This is a genomic window from Trinickia violacea, assembly GCF_005280735.1.
GTDB classification, from domain to species: domain Bacteria; phylum Pseudomonadota; class Gammaproteobacteria; order Burkholderiales; family Burkholderiaceae; genus Trinickia_A; species Trinickia_A violacea.
This window is the reverse complement of record NZ_CP040078.1, coordinates 1,952,876-1,970,707: the sequence shown is the minus strand read 5'-3', so window position 1 is coordinate 1,970,707 and position 17,832 is coordinate 1,952,876. Positions and strand designations below refer to the sequence as shown.

Annotated in this window: 15 protein-coding genes; 10 read left to right on the top strand and 5 right to left on the bottom strand. The window is 64.8% G+C overall.

Translation table 11 applies throughout. The annotated features are described in order from the left end of the window. Nucleotides 1-57: 57 nt before the first annotated feature. Complete coding sequence (locus FAZ95_RS30975) at nt 58-528, top strand: hypothetical protein (protein ID WP_137336238.1); 471 nt, start codon at nt 58-60, stop codon at nt 526-528. Here the strand turns inward: FAZ95_RS30975 and FAZ95_RS30970 are convergent. Beyond that, nucleotides 504-1,715, bottom strand: a complete 1,212-nt coding sequence (locus FAZ95_RS30970) for a PepSY-associated TM helix domain-containing protein (RefSeq protein ID WP_137336237.1) — start codon at nt 1,713-1,715, stop codon at nt 504-506. The two genes, FAZ95_RS30975 and FAZ95_RS30970, sit on opposite strands and share 25 nt — an antisense overlap. Before the next feature lie 203 nt (nt 1,716-1,918). Beyond that, complete coding sequence (locus FAZ95_RS30965) at nt 1,919-2,230, bottom strand: hypothetical protein (RefSeq protein ID WP_137336236.1); 312 nt, start codon at nt 2,228-2,230, stop codon at nt 1,919-1,921. A 339-nt stretch (nt 2,231-2,569) separates the two neighbouring features. On the opposite strand from FAZ95_RS30965, the gene FAZ95_RS30960 reads away from it, so the two are divergent. From FAZ95_RS30960 to FAZ95_RS30935, 6 genes are all read left to right on the top strand, one after another. Next, the gene (locus FAZ95_RS30960) at nt 2,570-3,409 is read left to right on the top strand and encodes a MipA/OmpV family protein (protein ID WP_437437751.1); all 840 of its coding nucleotides are present in this window, start codon (nt 2,570-2,572) and stop codon (nt 3,407-3,409) included. A 167-nt stretch (nt 3,410-3,576) separates the two neighbouring features. Beyond that, complete coding sequence (phaZ, locus tag FAZ95_RS30955) at nt 3,577-4,785, top strand: polyhydroxyalkanoate depolymerase (RefSeq protein ID WP_137336234.1); 1,209 nt, start codon at nt 3,577-3,579, stop codon at nt 4,783-4,785. Between the two features lie 235 nt (nt 4,786-5,020). Continuing rightward, entirely contained in the window at nt 5,021-5,167 is a 147-nt protein-coding gene (locus FAZ95_RS30950) for a DUF3563 family protein (RefSeq protein ID WP_137336233.1), read from the top strand. Nucleotides 5,168-5,510: 343 nt separating this feature from the next. After that, nucleotides 5,511-6,638, top strand: a complete 1,128-nt coding sequence (locus tag FAZ95_RS30945; RefSeq protein ID WP_137336232.1) for an FAD-dependent oxidoreductase — start codon at nt 5,511-5,513, stop codon at nt 6,636-6,638. Next, nucleotides 6,631-7,350: an HAD family hydrolase gene (locus FAZ95_RS30940; protein ID WP_137336231.1), complete on the top strand. Its 720-nt coding sequence runs from the start codon at nt 6,631-6,633 to the stop codon at nt 7,348-7,350. Before FAZ95_RS30945 ends, FAZ95_RS30940 begins: the two co-directional genes overlap by 8 nt. Before the next feature lie 133 nt (nt 7,351-7,483). Continuing rightward, a complete protein-coding gene (locus tag FAZ95_RS30935; protein WP_137336230.1) occupies nt 7,484-8,158 on the top strand; it encodes a response regulator transcription factor in 675 nt (224 codons plus the stop codon). A 9-nt stretch (nt 8,159-8,167) separates the two neighbouring features. On the opposite strand, the gene FAZ95_RS30930 is transcribed toward FAZ95_RS30935, so the two are convergent. Together FAZ95_RS30930 and FAZ95_RS30925 are read right to left on the bottom strand one after the other, a co-directional pair. Beyond that, the gene (locus tag FAZ95_RS30930; protein ID WP_137336229.1) at nt 8,168-9,520 is read right to left on the bottom strand and encodes a sensor histidine kinase; all 1,353 of its coding nucleotides are present in this window, start codon (nt 9,518-9,520) and stop codon (nt 8,168-8,170) included. A 43-nt stretch (nt 9,521-9,563) separates the two neighbouring features. Beyond that, nucleotides 9,564-11,012 carry an aminotransferase-like domain-containing protein gene (locus FAZ95_RS30925; RefSeq protein ID WP_137337687.1) on the bottom strand — a complete coding sequence of 483 codons (1,449 nt, stop codon included), beginning with the start codon at nt 11,010-11,012 and terminating at the stop codon, nt 9,564-9,566. A gap of 227 nt (nt 11,013-11,239) precedes the next feature. Between FAZ95_RS30925 and FAZ95_RS30920 the strand changes: the two genes are divergently transcribed. From FAZ95_RS30920 to FAZ95_RS30910, 3 genes are all read left to right on the top strand, one after another. Further along, a complete protein-coding gene (locus FAZ95_RS30920) occupies nt 11,240-13,567 on the top strand; it encodes an FdhF/YdeP family oxidoreductase (RefSeq protein ID WP_137336228.1) in 2,328 nt (775 codons plus the stop codon). A 45-nt stretch (nt 13,568-13,612) separates the two neighbouring features. Continuing rightward, nucleotides 13,613-14,545, top strand: coding sequence for a bestrophin family protein (locus tag FAZ95_RS30915; protein ID WP_137336227.1), 933 nt, complete (start codon nt 13,613-13,615; stop codon nt 14,543-14,545). Between the two features lie 140 nt (nt 14,546-14,685). Then, nucleotides 14,686-16,749 carry an FUSC family protein gene (locus FAZ95_RS30910; RefSeq protein ID WP_175425810.1) on the top strand — a complete coding sequence of 688 codons (2,064 nt, stop codon included), beginning with the start codon at nt 14,686-14,688 and terminating at the stop codon, nt 16,747-16,749. Nucleotides 16,750-16,755: 6 nt separating this feature from the next. Here FAZ95_RS30910 and FAZ95_RS30905 read toward each other — a convergent pair whose 3' ends face one another. Continuing rightward, nucleotides 16,756-17,829: a DMT family transporter gene (locus FAZ95_RS30905; RefSeq protein ID WP_137336225.1), complete on the bottom strand. Its 1,074-nt coding sequence runs from the start codon at nt 17,827-17,829 to the stop codon at nt 16,756-16,758. Nucleotides 17,830-17,832 lie beyond the last annotated feature (3 nt).

Sequence of the window (17,832 nt, the reverse complement as noted above, 5' to 3'; positions counted from 1 at the left end):
GGACCAAGCAACGCAATCGCGGCATGGCACGCGCCTTCCTCAACGGAAAGCCCTCGTATGAACGGACGCGAATTCGGCGACCACGCGGCCGGACACGCCGAGCGCCAGCATTTACCCGCCCAAGACGCCAGCCCTCTCGACGCACCCGGCCACCCGGCGGGAGCGCGCCGACGCGCGCGCCGGCTGGGCCCGATGACGCGCGCGCTCGTCATCGGCGTGTGCGTCTGGTCGTTCGTCGTGATTCCATGGGAAGTGCACGGCAGCTTCGGCGTCGCGCAAACGCTCGCGCTGCTGTTTTCGAAGGCGCTGCTGGTCGTGCTCGTCGTGTGCACGCTGCGCGGCGTGCGCGGTGCGCGCGTGTTGTTCACGTTCGTCTGCGCAGTCAGCGTGATCGCGATCGGGCTCGACTTGCCGCTCGAATACAACGTGCTGCGAACCGGCTTCTATCTGTCGCTGGTCGATTGCGTGCTCAAGTTTGCGGCCGCGCTTGCGCTCGTTGCGCACTATACGAATCGCGACGGCAGCTGAAGCGCGCGGCCGATCTTGCGCCGCGCGCGCCGTTTTTTCAGCCAGATCACGAGCCCCGTCACGCTCAGGAGCGCGACCGTCACGCCCATGAAGCTGACCGCAATCCGCCCCGCCAGGCCGCCGATGCGGCCCGAATGCAGCGGGAATTGCGCCTCCATGAACAGATCGCCCGCGCTGCCGCGCCCGGGAAGGTTCGACGCGATGCGCTCGCCCGTCGCCCCGTTCCAATAGATCCAAGGATTGCCAAGAGGACTTTCGCCTTCGTCGCCGCCCGGCGCGAAGTAGCCGACAGCATACACATTGAGCGCCGACGCAAAGTAGATCGCCCCGGGCGCGGCGGCAAGCTGCGCCCCCCGCCCCGCTTCTCGCGCCAGCTCGACGATGCGTTCGCGCGGCAGCGCGGCACTGCCGGGCTTGGGTATCGGCAGCTTGCCGGCGTCGTAGAACGGCGACGGCGTCAGCGTCGAAAACAGCGACACGACCGGCCGCATCACCTGGGCCGGCAGATTCATCGAAACCGACGTGGTCGCAATGACGAGCAGCAGACCCCACACCCATACGCCGCCCGAGCGGTGCAAGTCGAACGTGAGCGGATAGCCGCCGCGCTTGACGCGAAACACGAGCGACTTGCGCCACGACTTCGCGCTCGGAAACGCGAGCACCAGCGCGATCAGGCTGTCGAACAGCCACACGATCGCGACGACGCCGAGCAGCCACACGCCAGTCGACAGGCCGCCCACCATCCAGGGCAGGTACAGCGTGTAGTGAAGCTGATAGAGAAACGGCAACACATTGAGCCGCGACAACGATGGCGCGCCCCACTCCCGGCGCCCCTGGATCGCGCCCGTGGCCGGATCGATCGAGAGCTGGTTGAAGCCGAGGTCGTAAGGCGCGTTCGTGGCGGGATCGATCCTGCCCTCCACCCGCATCTGAAGCGCGTGCCCCGGTTCGACGCCAAGCGGCAAGTACGTGACGCGCAAGCGCGGATCGGCCGCTTCGACGCGACGGGCCAATTCGAGCGGCGGCAGCTCGGGGCCGTTGCTGCGCGCGTGATAGAAGCCGGGATTCAACGCGGCATCGAGCTCGTGATCCCACGCAATGACGGCCCCCGTCAGGCCGGACATGAACAGGAACAGTGCAATGCCGATTCCGAACCAGCGGTGCAGTTTGACGAGCAGCGGTCTCATGGCGGCAACTTCTTGTTCTTGACGCCAAGCGGGCTGCTATCGCCTGTCACTTCGCTTGAACGATCACGGGTTGGACATCAAGCCGCAATCATAATGAGAACCATTCTCACTAGCAACAATTTTGTAAGGTGCTTTGCTGCGCGTGCGCTCCGGACGCGGCGGCGCCCCCCTTGCGCCACCGCGATTTCGTGCTTTGTGCCGGCTCACACGCGATGGATACGAAACTCGCCCGCTAGCGCGGACGGCCCGCCCCGGTTCATCAGCCGCGCGAATTCGGATTCGATGCGCGAAAGCGCCCGGCGTTTGGCTTCGTCGTCGAAACGCTCCAGGTCGCGATACGCGCTCTCGTCGAACGAGACCGTCACCGTCGCCGGATGGCCCGCCGATTCGAAGCCGATGTGCAACGTGCCGTTGGCGCGCTCTTCGATGTGAAAGGGGATGGAACGCGACTCGAAATAGTGTCCCAGCGTGGCGGCGATGTCTCGCCAGTTGTCGCCCTGCGAAAGATTGCTCATCTAGCCCTCGTCATGGTGGTGAATTCATGCCGGTGAGTGGCCGGGCCGATCGACCGCAAAGGGGTCGGGATTCGCGCGATGCGCATGCCGGTCCTCGGGTCGGCACATGACAGTGCAACATCCAGTTTAGAAAACGGGCGGAGCGGGTGCCAGTTTGCGTGGCCGCAAGCCCCGGCAACAAGGCGGGCACGGCCATTGCATCACGCGACGCCTATCCGTACGGCGACAAGCGGCCGCTCGAATCGGCTTGCCGCATTGCGGCAACGTTACGTTATGCTGTGCTGCACCGACTTGCCCCCCGCATCCCGAAATCGATCGCGATCCAAGAGGAGCCCATCGATGAACATGCGACCCGTGGCCGCCCTTGCCGTCATCGGCGTGACGTCGCCCACTGCCGCGATTGCGCAGACACCGTCGCCGCTCGCCGAGTGGCAGTACTCGGCAGGCATCACGCTCGAGCAGGTGTACGAGCCGGAGACGCCCGCGTGGAGCGTCCGCGTCGGGGCCGGCATGGCGTTCCAGCCGTTCTATGACGGCTCCTCGCGCTACCGTGTGCTGGCCGGCCCGAGCATCGATATCCGCTACCGCAACCTCTTCTTTCTTTCGACCGGCGACGGCGCGGGCGTCAATTTCCTGAGCGGCCGGAACTGGCGTCTCGCCTTCGCCGTCACCTACGATCTGGGCCGCCGCGAGCAGACCGACTACGAGCATCTCTACGGCCTCGGTAACATCAACCCGGCGCCCGTGCTGAAGCTGTTCGGCGACTATGTGATCTCGAAGACATTCCCGCTCGACATCCGCGCCGATATTCGCCGCAACCTAGGCGGCGCCGATGGCTGGATCGGCGACATCGGCGCCTACTTGCCCCTGCCCGGCAGCTCGGAGACGTTCTTCTGGTTCGCGGGGCCGTCCGTGACGTTTGCGGACTCGACCTACATGAACAGCTGGTTCGGCGTGAACGCGACGCAAGCGGCGCACTCGCGCTATCCGCAATATCGGGCCTCGGCCGGCGTGAAATCGTACGGGCTCGGCGTCAGCGCGACGTGGCTGCCGGCCAAGCACTGGATCGTGAACACCGTCACGGCGCTTCAACAATTGGTCGGGTCCGCGGCACATAGCCCGATTACGCAACGCGCGGCGGGAGTTGAGGTTTCCGTGTCTGTCGACTATGAGTTCTGACACAGCCAATTCACGCGCACCCAGGTGGCAGATCGAAGCACGCCGTGCAAAGCGAATATTGCGAACGTGTTATTTGCTGCGGAAAATAAGAGCCCGACGTCATTGCGCGTCCGCTCATGAAATCGAGCGGGCACGCCTTCTTAGCTTTCGATGGGACCGGAGCCGCCATGTGGTACGCATGGGTGGAAGCGCAACGCAACTTGATCCGCACGGCCGGCGCATGGGCCGCGTTCGGCGCGGGCGCGTGGGGCAGCTGGCCCGCGCTCCTCGGCTCGGACTGGCTCTCCACCCTGCTGCAACCCCAACCGGCCGAAGTGCCTCCGTTCGGCATCGAGTCAGTGACGATCGGCTCGCGCGCGATACCGGTAGCCGAGCGCATCGCCGACAGCACGCCGTTCTGCGTGCTCCGGCACTTTGCGCGCGAGGTGGACAGCGTGCCCCGCACGCGCCGCCGTAAGCCGCTCGACATCCTGATCTGCGCGCCGCTCGCGGGGCACCACGCGGTCATGCTGCGCGAGACCGTCGAAGCGCTGCTTCAGGACGGCGACGTCTATCTGACCGACTGGGTCGACGCCCGCGACGTGCCGCTTTCAGCCGGCGCTTTCGGCCTCGACGACAACGTACTCCTCGTCGAGCGCTTCCTGCGCAAGATCGGCAGCGAGCGCATTCATGTCGTCGCCGTGTGCCAGGCGACGGCGCCCACGCTCGCCGCCCTTGCGCTCCTCGCAAGCGTTGGCGACGTGCCCGCCGCGAGCCTTACGCTGATGGGCGGCCCCATCGATACGCGCCTCAACCCGACCGGCCTCGCCCGCTTCGCGCAATCGCACAGCGTCGAGTGGTTCCGCCGCACGCTCATCGATACCGTTCCGCCGCCCTACGCGGGCGCCGGCCGCCGCGTATATCCAGGCTATTACCAGCAGGCCGCCATCGCCGCGGCGTACCCGCGCCACAAGTGGCAACTCGAAGCGGACTACTGGTCGAGCCAGGCCGCGGCCGATGCGGAGGGCATCGCGCGCAGTCTTCGGCAAATGGGCGAATACGCGGCCGTGCTCGACATGGACGAGCATTACTTTCTCGACACGCTGCAGGTGATCTTCCACGAACAGCAGTTGGCGCGCGGCACGTGGAAGGTCGACGGGCGCGAGGTGCGTCCGCAGGCGCTATCGTCGATCGCGCTCTGCACCGTGGAGGGCACGCACGACACCATCACCGGCGCGCAGCAGACGCATGCGGCGCAAGCGCTGTGCAGCGGCATCGCCGACAGCAAGCGGCTAGGGCTCACGATTGCGGACTGCGATCATTATGGCCTGTTCACGGGCCCACGGTGGCGCAACGAAATCCATCCGGCCGTCACGCGCTTTTGGCAGAAAGCGTGAACACTTTCGGAATGCCTTCTTCTTAGCCGCATTCCTCAGATCACTCGGCCTCATTCTCCTCATTCTTGGCTAATTTCCGGCCCGTACGATTCATCTTCATCGACGAGCCGAGCGCCACCGAAACATCAGCAAGCCCTCTGCACTCATGCGCTAGTGCCCGTTGTTAGATCCGCCGCGGCTGCGAGAACACACCATCGCGCACGCCGCGCATTCAATCGAATTAATGGAGCACACCATGTTTGCATTCCTTCTTCATCATCTCGGCCACTTCTTCGAACGCGCGGAACGCCGCCGCCGCGACGACTACCTCGCGTCGTCGTCCGATCTCGGCGACCTCGAACGCCGCATGCGCGAAGTCGACTCGAAAGGCTACCCGTTCTAACGAACCGGCGTCGCCAGGGCCGCTTCGCATGCGCACACGGGCTCGCACGCGTGTGCACGCGTTTTCACGAATAACAGACCCTGTCCCCAAGATCGCGCTGAAACCGCGCGACATACTTTTCCAACAGACTAATTCGGCGCGTCCTTTTATAGTCCACCCGTCGCCATGACGCATTGCGCGATGTGGCCCGAACGCTGAAGGAAACCCTTGAGAACGGAATCATTCGTTATCCGAATCGATAGCGAATGATTTTCGTGATCGATCGCATGAGACCGAAATCGCAAGCCACCCTGCCCCTGCGGACGGCTTTGCTTTGCACTATCGAGAGGAGATGGAAACCGTCATGAATTACCACTACGTCATTATCGGCACCGGCGTCCAAGCGCTGGTTCTTTTGGACAGAATGCGCGCGCTCGGCTTGAACGTCTGCTGCGTCGAACCCGAAACGCACTCCGGCGAAGGCCAGACGCACCGCTTGCCGTTCTACGTTCACCGCGGACACTTCTACGCCGAGCGCGAATTGACGGGCCAGCTTCGCGACACCTACCCGAGCTGGCAAAACATGATTCGGCGGCTTGGCGTGCGGGTTCGCTCGACCGAGTCCCATGTCGGCTTCGTCGGCGACAGCAGCCGCTGGACCCAAACCTGGGACGCGCTCGACATCCCCTATACCCAGACCTCGGCCAAGACCGGGCTCTTGAGCGGACATCGCCTGAAGGAAGTGTTTTCGTTTCCGCACATGTTGTTCGATGGTCGCGAACTCGTCGCCAAGCTGCGCCAGGCGAATCGCGATTTGCTCCGGTGCGGCACGATCCGGCACATCAGCCGTTGCTGGCAGGGGTATCGCCTCTTTGCGGGCGACCAGTTGATCACGTCGAAGACGCTCATCGTCTGCGCCGGAGCCAACACGTCCAGAGTGCTGAGCGGCATTCCCGGCGTGGATGCCAGCGTGACGACGCAAACGCGGGTGTGCCAAGTGCTCACGATGCGCGGCGCCGTCGCCAACGGAAGCATCGTGGTGCCCGATGCGCAGATGTCGATCGCGCCGCAATACACGGCGGACGGCTCGACCGTGCTGCTGTACACGCACGGCGCGAGCCCGATTCGGACCGAAAGGAACCATAGCATCGATATCGAGCGGCTCGAAAAGCAGCTCGATATGCTGCGCGCAACGCTGCCGGGCTTGAGTGAAGCCGGACGGGTGCGCGGCATCTACACGACGCTCGAAACCGAAAGCGCCGCAATGGGCAAGGGATCGCGCGGCAGCCGCAGCTTCGTCGAAGAAGTCGCCGAAGATGTGCTGTGCGTGTTGCCCGGCAAGCCGTCGTTCGCGATGAATGCGTCGGACCAGCTCCTGTCGCGCCTGAGCCTCGGCCGCAGGCACGAAGCGGAACCGGCGCCCGCGCAGATGGCCCCGCATTACTTTCCACCCCGTGTCCAACAGGCTTTTGAAGGAGTTCAACATGCATAACGTGTACATCGGACTGGACCGCACCGGGACCCTCGAGCTTCCCGGCCTGCCGCCGCCCGCCGAGCTCAGCGAACGTCTGCACGAGCTGCAGGACGAAGGCGTCCGGCTCTTCATCGCGTCCGGCAAGAGCTATGACGTCCTGCGGCACCGCTGCGCCGAACTGAAGCTGACGCCGTGGATGTATTGCTGCGAAAACGGCGGGCACATCGTGATTCCGGAACACGCGTTCGAGACCGTCGCCCCCAAGCACCGGGACCTCGAATACTTCGCCCGCTCGCTCGACTTGATGGATCTGCCGCCGGGCAAGCCGGAAGTCAAACGCTCGATCTGGTCGAGACAGTTCGACAAGGAAGTGCACGACGCCAAGGACATCATCGCGCGCTTCATCTGGCGGCACGATCTCGCGCTGAACGTCTACGTGCATCCGGAGCACGACGGCGCGATCGACGTCATACCGACGACGATCGACAAAGCCAACCTCGTGCAGTATTTGCCGCCCGCCGCCGTCATCCACTACTTCGGCGACGGCGACAACGATCTCGGCATCATGCGGCACGCGCGCGTCACGCCGCACACCGTATCGAATGCCAGGCAAGCGGTCAGAGCGTGCGTTGCGCGCCGCAACGGCTACATCTCCGACTTGCCGGCGGGTATGGGCGTCGCCGATATGCTGGAGCGGCTCAGCCACCGGCTCGGCAGCGCTCACGCCTGACGGGCGGATTCGTCGCTAAAAAAGGGGCCTCGCGAGGCCCCTTTTGGGCATCCGCTCAGGAGGCCGGTCAACTATGATTAATGTCGCGTCCCCGGGACGCATCCACCATTTCCGGGTATGGCGTCCACGAATCATGAGAGTCCTGCTGGTTGAAGACGATCTGCAAATCGGACAGAGCCTGCTGCGCGCGCTGAAAGACGCGAACTACAGCGTCGATTGGGTGCGCGAAGGCACGGCGGGCCGGCACGCACTGGAAGCCGCGGAATACACGGTCGTGCTGCTCGATCTCGGCCTGCCCGGCATGAGCGGCATCGACGTGCTCAGAGCGGCGCGCGCCGCCGGCAATCGCGTGCCGGTGTTGATCCTGACCGCGCAGGACGCCCTGGATACGCGCGTCGAGGGCCTCGACCTCGGCGCCGACGACTACGTCCTCAAGCCATTCCAAGTCCCCGAATTGCTCGCGCGCATCCGCGCGGTGCTGCGGCGCAAAGCAGGCTACGCCGTGTCCCGGCTCGGCGACGACGCGCTCGCGCTCGACCTCGACAAACGCACGCTGACTTGCAACGGCGTCACGTCGATGTTGTCCGCGAAGGAATTCGCGCTGATGCACGCTTTTCTCGAGCGCCCAGGCACCATCCTGTCGCGCGACCAGCTCGAAGACCGCTTGTATGGCTGGGGTAAAGAAGTCGAAAGCAATGCGATCGACGTCATCATCCACTCGGTGCGCAAGAAATTCGGCGGATCGGTCATCACGAATGTGCGCGGTCTCGGCTGGACCGTGATGCTGAGCAGCGCGCCGAAGTGCTGACAGGCGCGCTCAAGAATGCGCCGCGTCCAATGCTCGAACCGGCGCATAGTCGTGCGCCTGACGAAAACTGATCGAGGCGACGATCCCCGTTTGACCGTCGTTGCGATTGCGCAGCGTCGTCGTCCCGCCGTACTTGTTCGCGATCGCCTTGACGATCGATAGCCCGAGCCCGCTGCCTTCGATATCGAAGTTGGCGCGGAAAAACCGGTCGAATACGCGCGGCAGCAAATCTTCCGCGATACCTGGCCCTGTGTCCGTCACTTCGACCCACACCAGATCGTCACGCACCTGCAGGCTCAAATCGATCTTGCCGCCATCGGGCGTGTAGCGAATCGCGTTGCTCACGAGGTTTCTGAGCGCCACGCCGACATCCGCCTTGATCGCCTGCACGTAAGCGCTCGTCATTTCCTCGGCGCCGATGTCGATGCTGCGCGCCGCCGCAATCGGCAGCACTTCCGCGACCGCGTCGACGACGACCGTCGAGACGTCCACGCGTTCGAGCGCGCCCGCTTCCAACGACGCGTCCGCGCGCGCCAGCCGCAACAGCTGCGAGATCAGACCGCCGCTGCGCGCAATGCCCTTGCGCAACTCCTGGAAACGCTCTTGGTTGCCCGGTGCGATGTCGCGCTGGAGGTTGTCGGCTTGCAATTGAAGCGCCGTCAGCGGCGTTCTGAGTTCATGCGCGGCGTCCGAGATGAACTTGCGCTCGACCTCGATCGAGCGCGCGAGCCGCCGGATCATGCGGTTGATCGAATCGATGAACGGCAGCAGTTCGAGCGGCACGCCGGCCGTCGGCAGAGATTGCAGATTGCCGGCATCGATCGACTGCACTTCGGCGCCGAGCCGAGTCAATCGGTCAAACGAGCGATCGACGACCACCACCACGGCGAAGCAGACGAGCGGCACGAGAATCGCGATGGGCCACAGCGTATTGAGCGCCTGCTCTTCGGCCAGCTCGTGGCGCACACTCGAGCGCTGAGCGACTTGAATGACGAGCGACGTTTCGCGCAGCGTATAGATGCGCCACGGCTCCCCGCCGACCAGGTTGGTGACGAATCCGGAGGGCGCGTCGCGCGGCAGTCTGAGCGCCGGATCGGTCGAGCGGTACGGCGCGTCCGCATCGCCCTTCCAGATCGTCACGACGATATCGCGCGGCGGCTGCGAGCCGCGCGACGGGAACGCCGGAAGCGCCTCGATGTAGCCGTTGCGCATCCGGTTCGCCACTTGTTCGAGGCGCAGATCGAGCAGCGCGCGCATGCCCTCTTCCGACAACCTGAACGAACTGATGCCCTGGACCACGCCCACCACCGTGACCAGGATGCAAAGCGCGAGGACGAGCCGGTTTCTGAGCGAATGGGTCATAGTCGGACTGGGACGAGCGGTGAGAACCAACGTCGCTTTGATTCTAGGCGCGGCTCACCGCCATGCAAGCCGCCACGAGCTTGCCGAGCGTGATCAAGGCCCCTTCGATTTCGGGCGACCACGTGTAGCTGTAGTTCAGGCGAATGAAATTGCGGTAGCTGTTCGCCGCCGAGAACATATAGCCGGGGCCGATCGTGATGCCGTTGTCGAGCGCGAGCTGGTACAGCCGCATCGAATCGACAGCCGGCGGCAGCTCCACCCAGAGGACGTAACCGCCCATCGGGTGCGAGGTCCGCGTGCCCTCCGGAAAAAAGCGCTTGACGGTGGCCGTCATCAGGTTCGCCTGTTGCGCGTACACCTTGCGCACACGCCGCAAGTGATGCTCGTAGCCGTCGTTCTTCAGGTACTCGGCAATGGCGAGCTGAGGAATCGAAGGGGTGGTCAGCGTATTGAGGAATTTAAGCTTTTCGACCTGCTCGTGAAAGCGCCCGGCCATCGCCCAGCCGATGCGGTAAGCCGAAGTCAGGCTCTTCGAAAACGACGCGCAGTGCAGCACGAGCCCGTGCGTGTCGAACGATTTCAACGAGCGCGGATGCGATTCGCCGAAATACAGCTCGTGGTAGACGTCGCTCTCGATGAGCGGCACGTGGTGCCGCGCGAGCAGTTCGACCAGTTCCCGTTTCTTCTCCTCGGGCATCTGAAACCCGAGCGGATTCTGGAAATTCGGCATCACCATGCAGGCCGCGATGCGCGTGGTGTCCAGGATCGACGACAGCGCGCCGAGATCGATGCCTTCGCTCGGATGCGTCGCGACCTCGATCGCCCGCATGCCCATCCGTTCGATCGCGTGCAGCATCGCGTAGTACGTCGGCGACTCGACGGCCACCGTGTCCCCCGGTTTCGCGACCGCCTGCAAGCAGAGGTTGAGCGCCTCGGTCGCGCCGACGGTCACGACGATCTCGTTCGGATCGACCGGCTCGCCGTTTTCCAAATAGCGCCGCGTGATTTGCCGGATCAGTTCGGGATTGCCGGGCGGCAGCTCGTCGGTGACGCCCCATTGCGATTTGCGGCGCACGATCGCCGAGCCGTAACGGCTGATTTTGTCGGACGGAAAGAGCTTCGGGTCGGGGTATGGCGAGCCGAGCGGGATGGCCGAGCCGCTGCCGATCGAGCGCAGCGTCGACAGCACGAGCCGGCTCACGTCGACCTGCGCCGAGACGGCGATCGGCTCCGACGTGCGCAGCTCGGTCTCGATCTTGCCGCCGGTGTTGCCGCCCATGCTCGCGGGCAACCGCACGAAATAGCCGGACTGTGGCCGGCTTTCGATGATCCCCTTGCTTTCGAGCAGCATGTACGCGTGCAGCACCGTCGTGATGCTGATCTGCCGATGCTGGCTGGCCTGCCGGACCGACGGGATGCGATCGCCGTGGCGAAACACGCCCTGAGCGATCAGATCCTCGATTTCCCTCGCAAGCCTTTCGTAAAGCTTCACCGAGTCCCCCGTCGAGTGCTGTTTCGTCGTCATGCCCCGCCTCCGACAGCCAATCGAAAGCTTGTGGAGCACAGTTTCCAATGATCAATGGATCGTATCAAAACTGTACTCTTCCACGCACTGCGAATGTGTGCGCTCAGCGCGTCTTCAAAGTGCCTTAACCTTGCGCTAAATCAATCCCTCGACACCATTTCGCTGCCAGGCGCGAGAAAACCGGAGCCGACACCGTGGACAAACCCAACAAGCCGCAAGGGCGCATCGAGCCCTACCATCATCCCGCCGCCGGCTGGGGGGCGATCAAGCAAGTCGCGATCAATCTGGTCAAGGAGCGTGTCGCGGGCGGCAACTACAAGACGCTGTTCAAGCAGAACCAGCCCGACGGTTTCGATTGCCCAGGCTGCGCGTGGCCGGACAAGCAGCATGCCTCGACGTTCGAGTTCTGCGAGAACGGCGTAAAGGCGGTCGCCGCCGAGGCGACGTCCAAGCGCGTCACGCCCGCGTTTTTCGCCGAGCACACCGTCGACGCGCTGATGAAGGAAACCGACTACGAGCTCGAGCAGCACGGCCGCCTGACGGACCCGCTGGTCTACAACGCGCTCACCGACAAGTACGAGCCGATTGCCTGGGACGCCGCGTTCGCGCTGATCGCGAAGCATTTGAAGGCGCTCGGCAACGCCAACGAGGCCGCGTTCTACACCTCGGGCCGCGCAAGCAACGAAGCCGCGTTCCTCTATCAGCTGTTCGTGCGGATGGTCGGGACCAACAACTTCCCCGACTGCTCGAACATGTGCCACGAGGCGACGAGCCGCGGCCTGCCGACGACGGTCGGCATCGGCAAGGGCACGGTGACGCTCGACGACTTCGAGCACTGCGACACGATCCTGATCTTCGGCCAGAACCCGGCGACGAACCACCCGCGCATGCTCGGCGAGCTGCGTGAAGTCTCGAAGCGCGGCGCGGCCATCGTCTCGATCAATCCGCTGCGCGAGCGCGGACTCCAACGCTTCGCCGACCCGCAAAGCCCGGTCGAGATGCTGACGATGTCGAGCACGAAGATCGCGACCACGTTCATTCAGCCAAAGCTCGGCGGCGATTTCGCGCTGCTCAAGGGCGTCGCCAAGCGCGTGCTCGAACTCGACGACCAAGCGGTCGCGGCCGGCCACGAACGCATACTCGACGTCGCGTTCATCGACGAGCACACCTCGGGCTTCGACGCGTTCGCCGCCGACCTCCGCGCGGAAAGCTGGCCCGCGCTCGAAGCGGAATCGGGCGTGGCGCGCGAAGACATCGAGAACCTCGCGCGGATCTACAGCAACGGCCGCCGCGTGATCGCAACCTGGGGCATGGGCATCACGCAGCACAAGAACTCGGTGCAGACCGTGCACATGCTGTCGAACCTGATGATGATGCGCGGCAATATCGGCCGCGAAGGCGCGGGCCTGTGCCCGGTTCGCGGCCACTCGAACGTGCAGGGCAACCGCACCGTCGGCATCGAAGAAAAGCCGGCGCAGGCGTTTCTCGACCGTCTCGGCAAAGTCTTCGATTTCGAGCCGCCGCGCGAGCATGGCTACGACGTGGTCGAGACGATCGAAGCGATGCTCGAAGGCCATATCAAGGTGTTCCTCGGCTTGGGCGGCAATTTCTCGATCGCGACGCCCGATACGCCGCGCACCTGGGATGCGCTGCGCGCATGCGACCTGACGGTGCACATCACCACCAAGCTCAATCGCAGCCATCTGGTGCACGGCAAGGACGCGCTGATCCTGCCGACGCTCGGCCGCACCGAAATCGATCTCCAAGGCGGCGTCGCGCAGGGCGTGACCGTCGAGGATTCGATGAGCATGGTGCACATCTCGTATGGCATGAACGCGCCGGCGTCGAAGAACCTGATGTCGGAGACCGCGATCGTCGCGAACATCGCGCACGCGACGCTCGGCAGCGGCAAGGTCGATTGGCTCGGCTATGCGCGCGATTACTCGCGCGTACGCGATGCGATCGAGCAAACGATCGAGGGCTTCGACAACTACAACGAACGCATCGGCCATCCCGGCGGCTTTCATCTGCGCGTCGCTTCGCGCGAACGCGATTGGAAGACCGAGACCGGCAAAGCGAACTTCATCGTGCACCGGATCGAGGAAGACACGCCGATTCGCCGCGCGAAAAAACAGCATGGCGAACGCGTGATGACGCTGATGACGACCCGCTCGCACGACCAATACAACACGACGATCTACGCGCTTAACGACCGCTATCGCGGCGTGTTCGGCCAGCGCCGCGTCGTGTTCATCAACGCGGCGGATCTCGAGATGCTCGGCTTCCAGCACGGCGACTGGGTGGACATGACGACGGTGTGGAACGACGGCATCGAGCGCCGCGCCGATTCGTTCCTGCTCGTCGAATACGACATCCCGCGCGGCTGCATCGGTTCGTACTATCCGGAGACCAATCCGCTCGTGCCGCTCTCGAGCGTCGGCGACGTGTGCAATACGCCGACCTCGAAATCGATTCCGGTGCTGCTGCACAAGTCGGCGCCGCCCGCCGGCGTGACGGCATAACCCAACCGCTCGGAGGATGCGCGCCGCACCCGGCGCGCAATCGCGATGATCGTCCGCCCCACCCATCATTGGTTCCGCATGCTGTTCGTCTGGAACGGCTCGGTGCTTCGTTCGATCCTGCCGCAACTCGCGCTCATGACGCTCGTGAGCGTGCTGGCCGTCGCCACCCACGGCCGCGTGTTCGGCGAAAAGATTCCGCTCGACGTCGCGCCTTTCGCGCTGTGCGGCGTGGCGCTGTCGATCTTCCTCGCGTTTCGGAACAACGTGAGCTTCGACCGCTATTGGGAAGCTCGGCGCATCTGGGGCCATGTGCTCAATGCGACGCGCACGCTGGCGTCGCAGGCCCTTTGCTATCTCCCAGCCGATGCTGCGCAAGACGGTACGTCAAGCGGACGAATCGAATTCGTGAACGGCGTGATCGCGTTCGTCTACGCACTCAAGCATCAATTGCGCGGGACCGACCCCACTGACGACCTGTCGCGCTACTTGGGCGCCGAGCCGGCGCGTCGACTGGCGCCGCTGCACTTTCGCCCCATTGCGATCCTCAACGATCTCAGGCAAAAGCTCGCCGAACTCGAGCGGCGCGGCGCGATCTCCGGCACCCAGCTCTGGATGTTCGACGCGCAATTGAACGAACTCGCCACGACCGTCGGTGGCTGCGAGCGGATCGCATCGACGCCGATCCCCTACGCCTACGGCGTCATGCTGCACCGGACCGTCTACCTCTATTGCGTGCTGCTGCCATTCGGGCTCGTCGATTCGATCGGCGTGGCGACACCGATCATCGCCGTATTCATGTCGTACACGCTGATCGCCCTCGAAGCGATTGCAAGCGAAATCGCCGAACCGTTCGGCACCGCCCCGCATCATCTCGCGCTCGATGCGATGACGCGCAACATCGAGCGGTCGCTGCTCGAGCTGTGCGGCAAGGACGTGCCCGCCGAAGCCGCGCCGGGCCCCGGCTACCTGCTGACGTAGGCGCGTATGCCCTTCTTTAATTCGCGCTTTACGACTCAATTCCCTCTCATTACCATCATTGCCTCTCGCCGCTCGCGTCCACTCCTTCAGACAGACCCTCCATGTCAAGCTTGCCCAGACGCCACCCGGCGATAAACGCAATGGTGCAAGCCTGGTCCCGCCTGCGGCCGTCATGGCTCGTCTATTTCTCGATTGAAGAAGCGAGTCTGTCGGAAGGATTGCGCGCCGCGTTCGCCGCGACCGCGATGCTGCTGCTCGGCAAGTGGCTGAACAATCCGTTGTTCGCGTGGGCCGCGATCGGCGCGTTCTGGACCTGCCTCGCCGACGCCGCGGAATCGCCACGCCGGCGCCTCGCATCGATGGGCGGCTTCGCGCTCCTGTCGACACTGTGCGGCGGCATCACCGCGTTCGCCTCGGGCGCCGGGATACCGTACGCGGTCGCCGCCGTGTTCGCGTTCTCGGCGCTGGCCGGCTTGACGACGATCTTTTCCTCGGCCGCGTATCAGGTGGCGCTGCTCGCGGCCGTGGCCTGCATCGTGCTGGTGGACAAGCCGCAACACGATCTCGCTGCCGCCGCTCCGTTGCTGACGATCTATTTCAGCGGCTGTGTATTCGCGACCCTCCTGAGCTTCACCGTCTGGCGCATTCACCCTTTCGCCCCCAGCCGCTACGCGCTGCGTCTCGCGTATGCGCGGCTCTCGGAGCTCGCGCGAGACTGCGCCCGGTTGATCGAGGCAAGCCATGCCGATGCCGGCGATTGGGCCCGGCACGCGACCGAGGTGCGCGCGCAGGCACGCGCCGCGATCGAAGCGGCCTACCGGTCGCTGCTCAGCATGCCTCAGGCAAGAATCGATGGGGCAAAGGCTTACCAAAACCTCTCGTTTGCGGCAGCCGACGCGGAAAGCGTGTTCGGCTACTTGATCGCGATTTCGAACGCCGCCGAATACGCGCACTACGGGCCGCTTCGCCGCACGCGCGCCGCACGCTGCCTGTTGGCGATGGGCGGCGTGCTGTATCGCATGGGTGAGCGATTCGAAGTGCCGTCGGCCGACTATCCGGTATCGCTGCGGCAACGCCTGCCTGCCTTGTCGAGAAAACTGGCCACGCCGGCCGAGCAGAACCTGTCGCTGCCGCCCATGCCGGCCGATCAGGGCAGCGGCGGCACCGTACGGTACGAGGAACCGTGGCCGATTGCGCTGCGCCACACGCTGCTCGCCAACTGGGAGCGCCTCAAGCAGAACGCGTCGTTCGAGTCGCTCGGCGTCCGGCACGCCGTGCGGCTCGCGGTTGCCACCACGGCGGCCTATGCGGCGGTCAAGCTGCTGCACATGCCGAGCGGCTATTGGGCGACGATGGCCACGCTCGTCGTGCTCCAGCCGTCGAACGGCAACACCTGGATGCGCGGGCTCGAGCGAGCGGCGGGAAGCGCGGCCGGCGCGGCACTGGCCGCCGCGATCGGCTTGCTCGTGCAGACGCCACTCGCGATCTCGCTGGTCGTGTTCCCGCTCGTCTGCCTGACCGTGTCGCTACGGCGAGTCAGCTACGGCCTTTATGCGCTCTTTCTCACGCCGTCGTTCGTGCTGGTCGCCGATTTCGCCGCGCCCGCCAGCGAACTCGGCTACGCCGTCGCCCGGCTCGAGAACAATGTGCTGGGATGCCTGTTTGCGCTGCTGGTCACCTATTTGCTGTGGCCGAAGCGCGATACCGGCGATCTCAAGAGCGCCGTGGCGGATGCCGTTCGCAACAACCTCGCCTATCTGATCGCCGCCTTGCACGAAACGCCGGCCACGTTCGCCGCGTGCGAGGCGGCGCGCCGAAGCGCCGGTCTCGCGAGCAACAAGGCCGAGGATCTGCTGAAGCTCGCGCGGCTCGAGCCGCTGCGCCGCACCGACGGTTTGCGCAACGCGAAGGCCACGCTCGAGGTGCTGAGGCGCATCGCCGGAACGTCGACCCGCCTGCGCATGTCGCGGCAAACGTCCGCTTCGAGCCAGGCGCTGGGGGATTGGATCGCGGCTTCGAGCGAGGAGATCGCGCGAGGCTTGTCGGGCCACGCCCCCGCGTCCGCGCACGTGCCTTATCCGATTGCGGACCTGGGTGCGGCCGAGGCGGACGTCGTGAACGAAGTCACACAGTTGTGGCATCTGGTCATGCAAGACCACGCCGCGGCGAACTGGAGCGACCCGCTCAAACCCCGCCGCGCGTGACGCGCCTCAATGCGAATGCCGGTGATGGATATCCGGAAAGTGGGCATGCGTGTGCGTGATACGCGCATGCACATGCGGATGGGAGTGCGGCTCGTCCCCCGTGTAGGGAAAGTCGTGCGTGTGCTGATGGTGTTCGTCGTGCCGATGCCGATGCGTATGTTCGAGCGGCTCGTGCGTGTGCGCATGTTCGTGACGCTCGCGGATGTGGAGCCAGACGCCCACGGCCATTAGCGCGGCGGCGGCCCAGAACAGCGCGGACGGCCATTCCGGCCAGATCAGCAACGACAGCGCCACGCCGAACAGCGGCGCGACCGAAAAGTAAGCGCCCGTGCGCGCCGTGCCGAGATTGCGCAGCGCGACGACGAACAGCACGAGGCTCGCGCCATAGCCTGCGAAGCCCGTCGTCATCGCGGCAGCGGTCTTCGCGAACGACGGGAAATGCGCGCCGAGCGCGAGCCCGATCGCCAGATTCACCGGCCCCGCGATCAGCCCCTTCAAGCACGCGATCACCATGGCATCGTTGGTCGAGACTTTGCGCGTAAGGTTGTTGTCGATCGCCCAGCACAGGCACGCGCCGGCAATCAGCAACGCGCCGAGCGGCACGCCCGCCGCGCCCGGGTGCCACGACAGCAGCACGCCGCCCGCGACGATCGCGACCATCCCGAGAAACACCTGCAGATCGACGTTCTCGCGAAACACCACCCACGCGATCACGGCCGTGAGTACGCCTTCGAGATTCAACAGCAGCGACGCCGTTGCGGCCGGCGTAGTGGCGAGGCCGAGCATCAGGAGCGCGGGCCCTGCCACGCCGCCCGCCACGATCGCGCCGAGCAGCCACGGCACTTCGGACGCGGCGATGCGGCCTTCGTGCTGGTGGTGCTCGGAGGCAGACACTATCGCACGGGAAGTCCGCTTGACGATCAAGCACACGGCAAGACCGACGCCGCTTCCCACGTAGAACAGCCCCGCGACCATAAAGGGCGAGAGCGAGCCAAGCAACACGCGCGCGAACGGCGTGGTCGCGCCGAAGAGCGCGGCGGCAAGAAGCGCGGTCAGCGCGGGATTGAATCGACCACTCATGGA

What these genes read in the sequence shown, in the direction of transcription:
- FAZ95_RS30975 (WP_137336238.1), top strand. Translation starts at nt 58, where the DNA reads ATGAACGGACGCGAATTCGGCGACCACGCGGCCGGACACGCCGAGCGC.
- FAZ95_RS30970 (WP_137336237.1), bottom strand. Translation starts at nt 1,715, where the DNA reads ATGAGACCGCTGCTCGTCAAACTGCACCGCTGGTTCGGAATCGGCATT.
- FAZ95_RS30965 (WP_137336236.1), bottom strand. Translation starts at nt 2,230, where the DNA reads ATGAGCAATCTTTCGCAGGGCGACAACTGGCGAGACATCGCCGCCACG.
- FAZ95_RS30960 (WP_437437751.1), top strand. Translation starts at nt 2,570, where the DNA reads ATGAACATGCGACCCGTGGCCGCCCTTGCCGTCATCGGCGTGACGTCG.
- phaZ (WP_137336234.1), top strand. Translation starts at nt 3,577, where the DNA reads ATGTGGTACGCATGGGTGGAAGCGCAACGCAACTTGATCCGCACGGCC.
- FAZ95_RS30950 (WP_137336233.1), top strand. Translation starts at nt 5,021, where the DNA reads ATGTTTGCATTCCTTCTTCATCATCTCGGCCACTTCTTCGAACGCGCG.
- FAZ95_RS30945 (WP_137336232.1), top strand. Translation starts at nt 5,511, where the DNA reads ATGAATTACCACTACGTCATTATCGGCACCGGCGTCCAAGCGCTGGTT.
- FAZ95_RS30940 (WP_137336231.1), top strand. Translation starts at nt 6,631, where the DNA reads ATGCATAACGTGTACATCGGACTGGACCGCACCGGGACCCTCGAGCTT.
- FAZ95_RS30935 (WP_137336230.1), top strand. Translation starts at nt 7,484, where the DNA reads ATGAGAGTCCTGCTGGTTGAAGACGATCTGCAAATCGGACAGAGCCTG.
- FAZ95_RS30930 (WP_137336229.1), bottom strand. Translation starts at nt 9,520, where the DNA reads ATGACCCATTCGCTCAGAAACCGGCTCGTCCTCGCGCTTTGCATCCTG.
- FAZ95_RS30915 (WP_137336227.1), top strand. Translation starts at nt 13,613, where the DNA reads ATGATCGTCCGCCCCACCCATCATTGGTTCCGCATGCTGTTCGTCTGG.
- FAZ95_RS30910 (WP_175425810.1), top strand. Translation starts at nt 14,686, where the DNA reads ATGGTGCAAGCCTGGTCCCGCCTGCGGCCGTCATGGCTCGTCTATTTC.
- FAZ95_RS30905 (WP_137336225.1), bottom strand. Translation starts at nt 17,829, where the DNA reads ATGAGTGGTCGATTCAATCCCGCGCTGACCGCGCTTCTTGCCGCCGCG.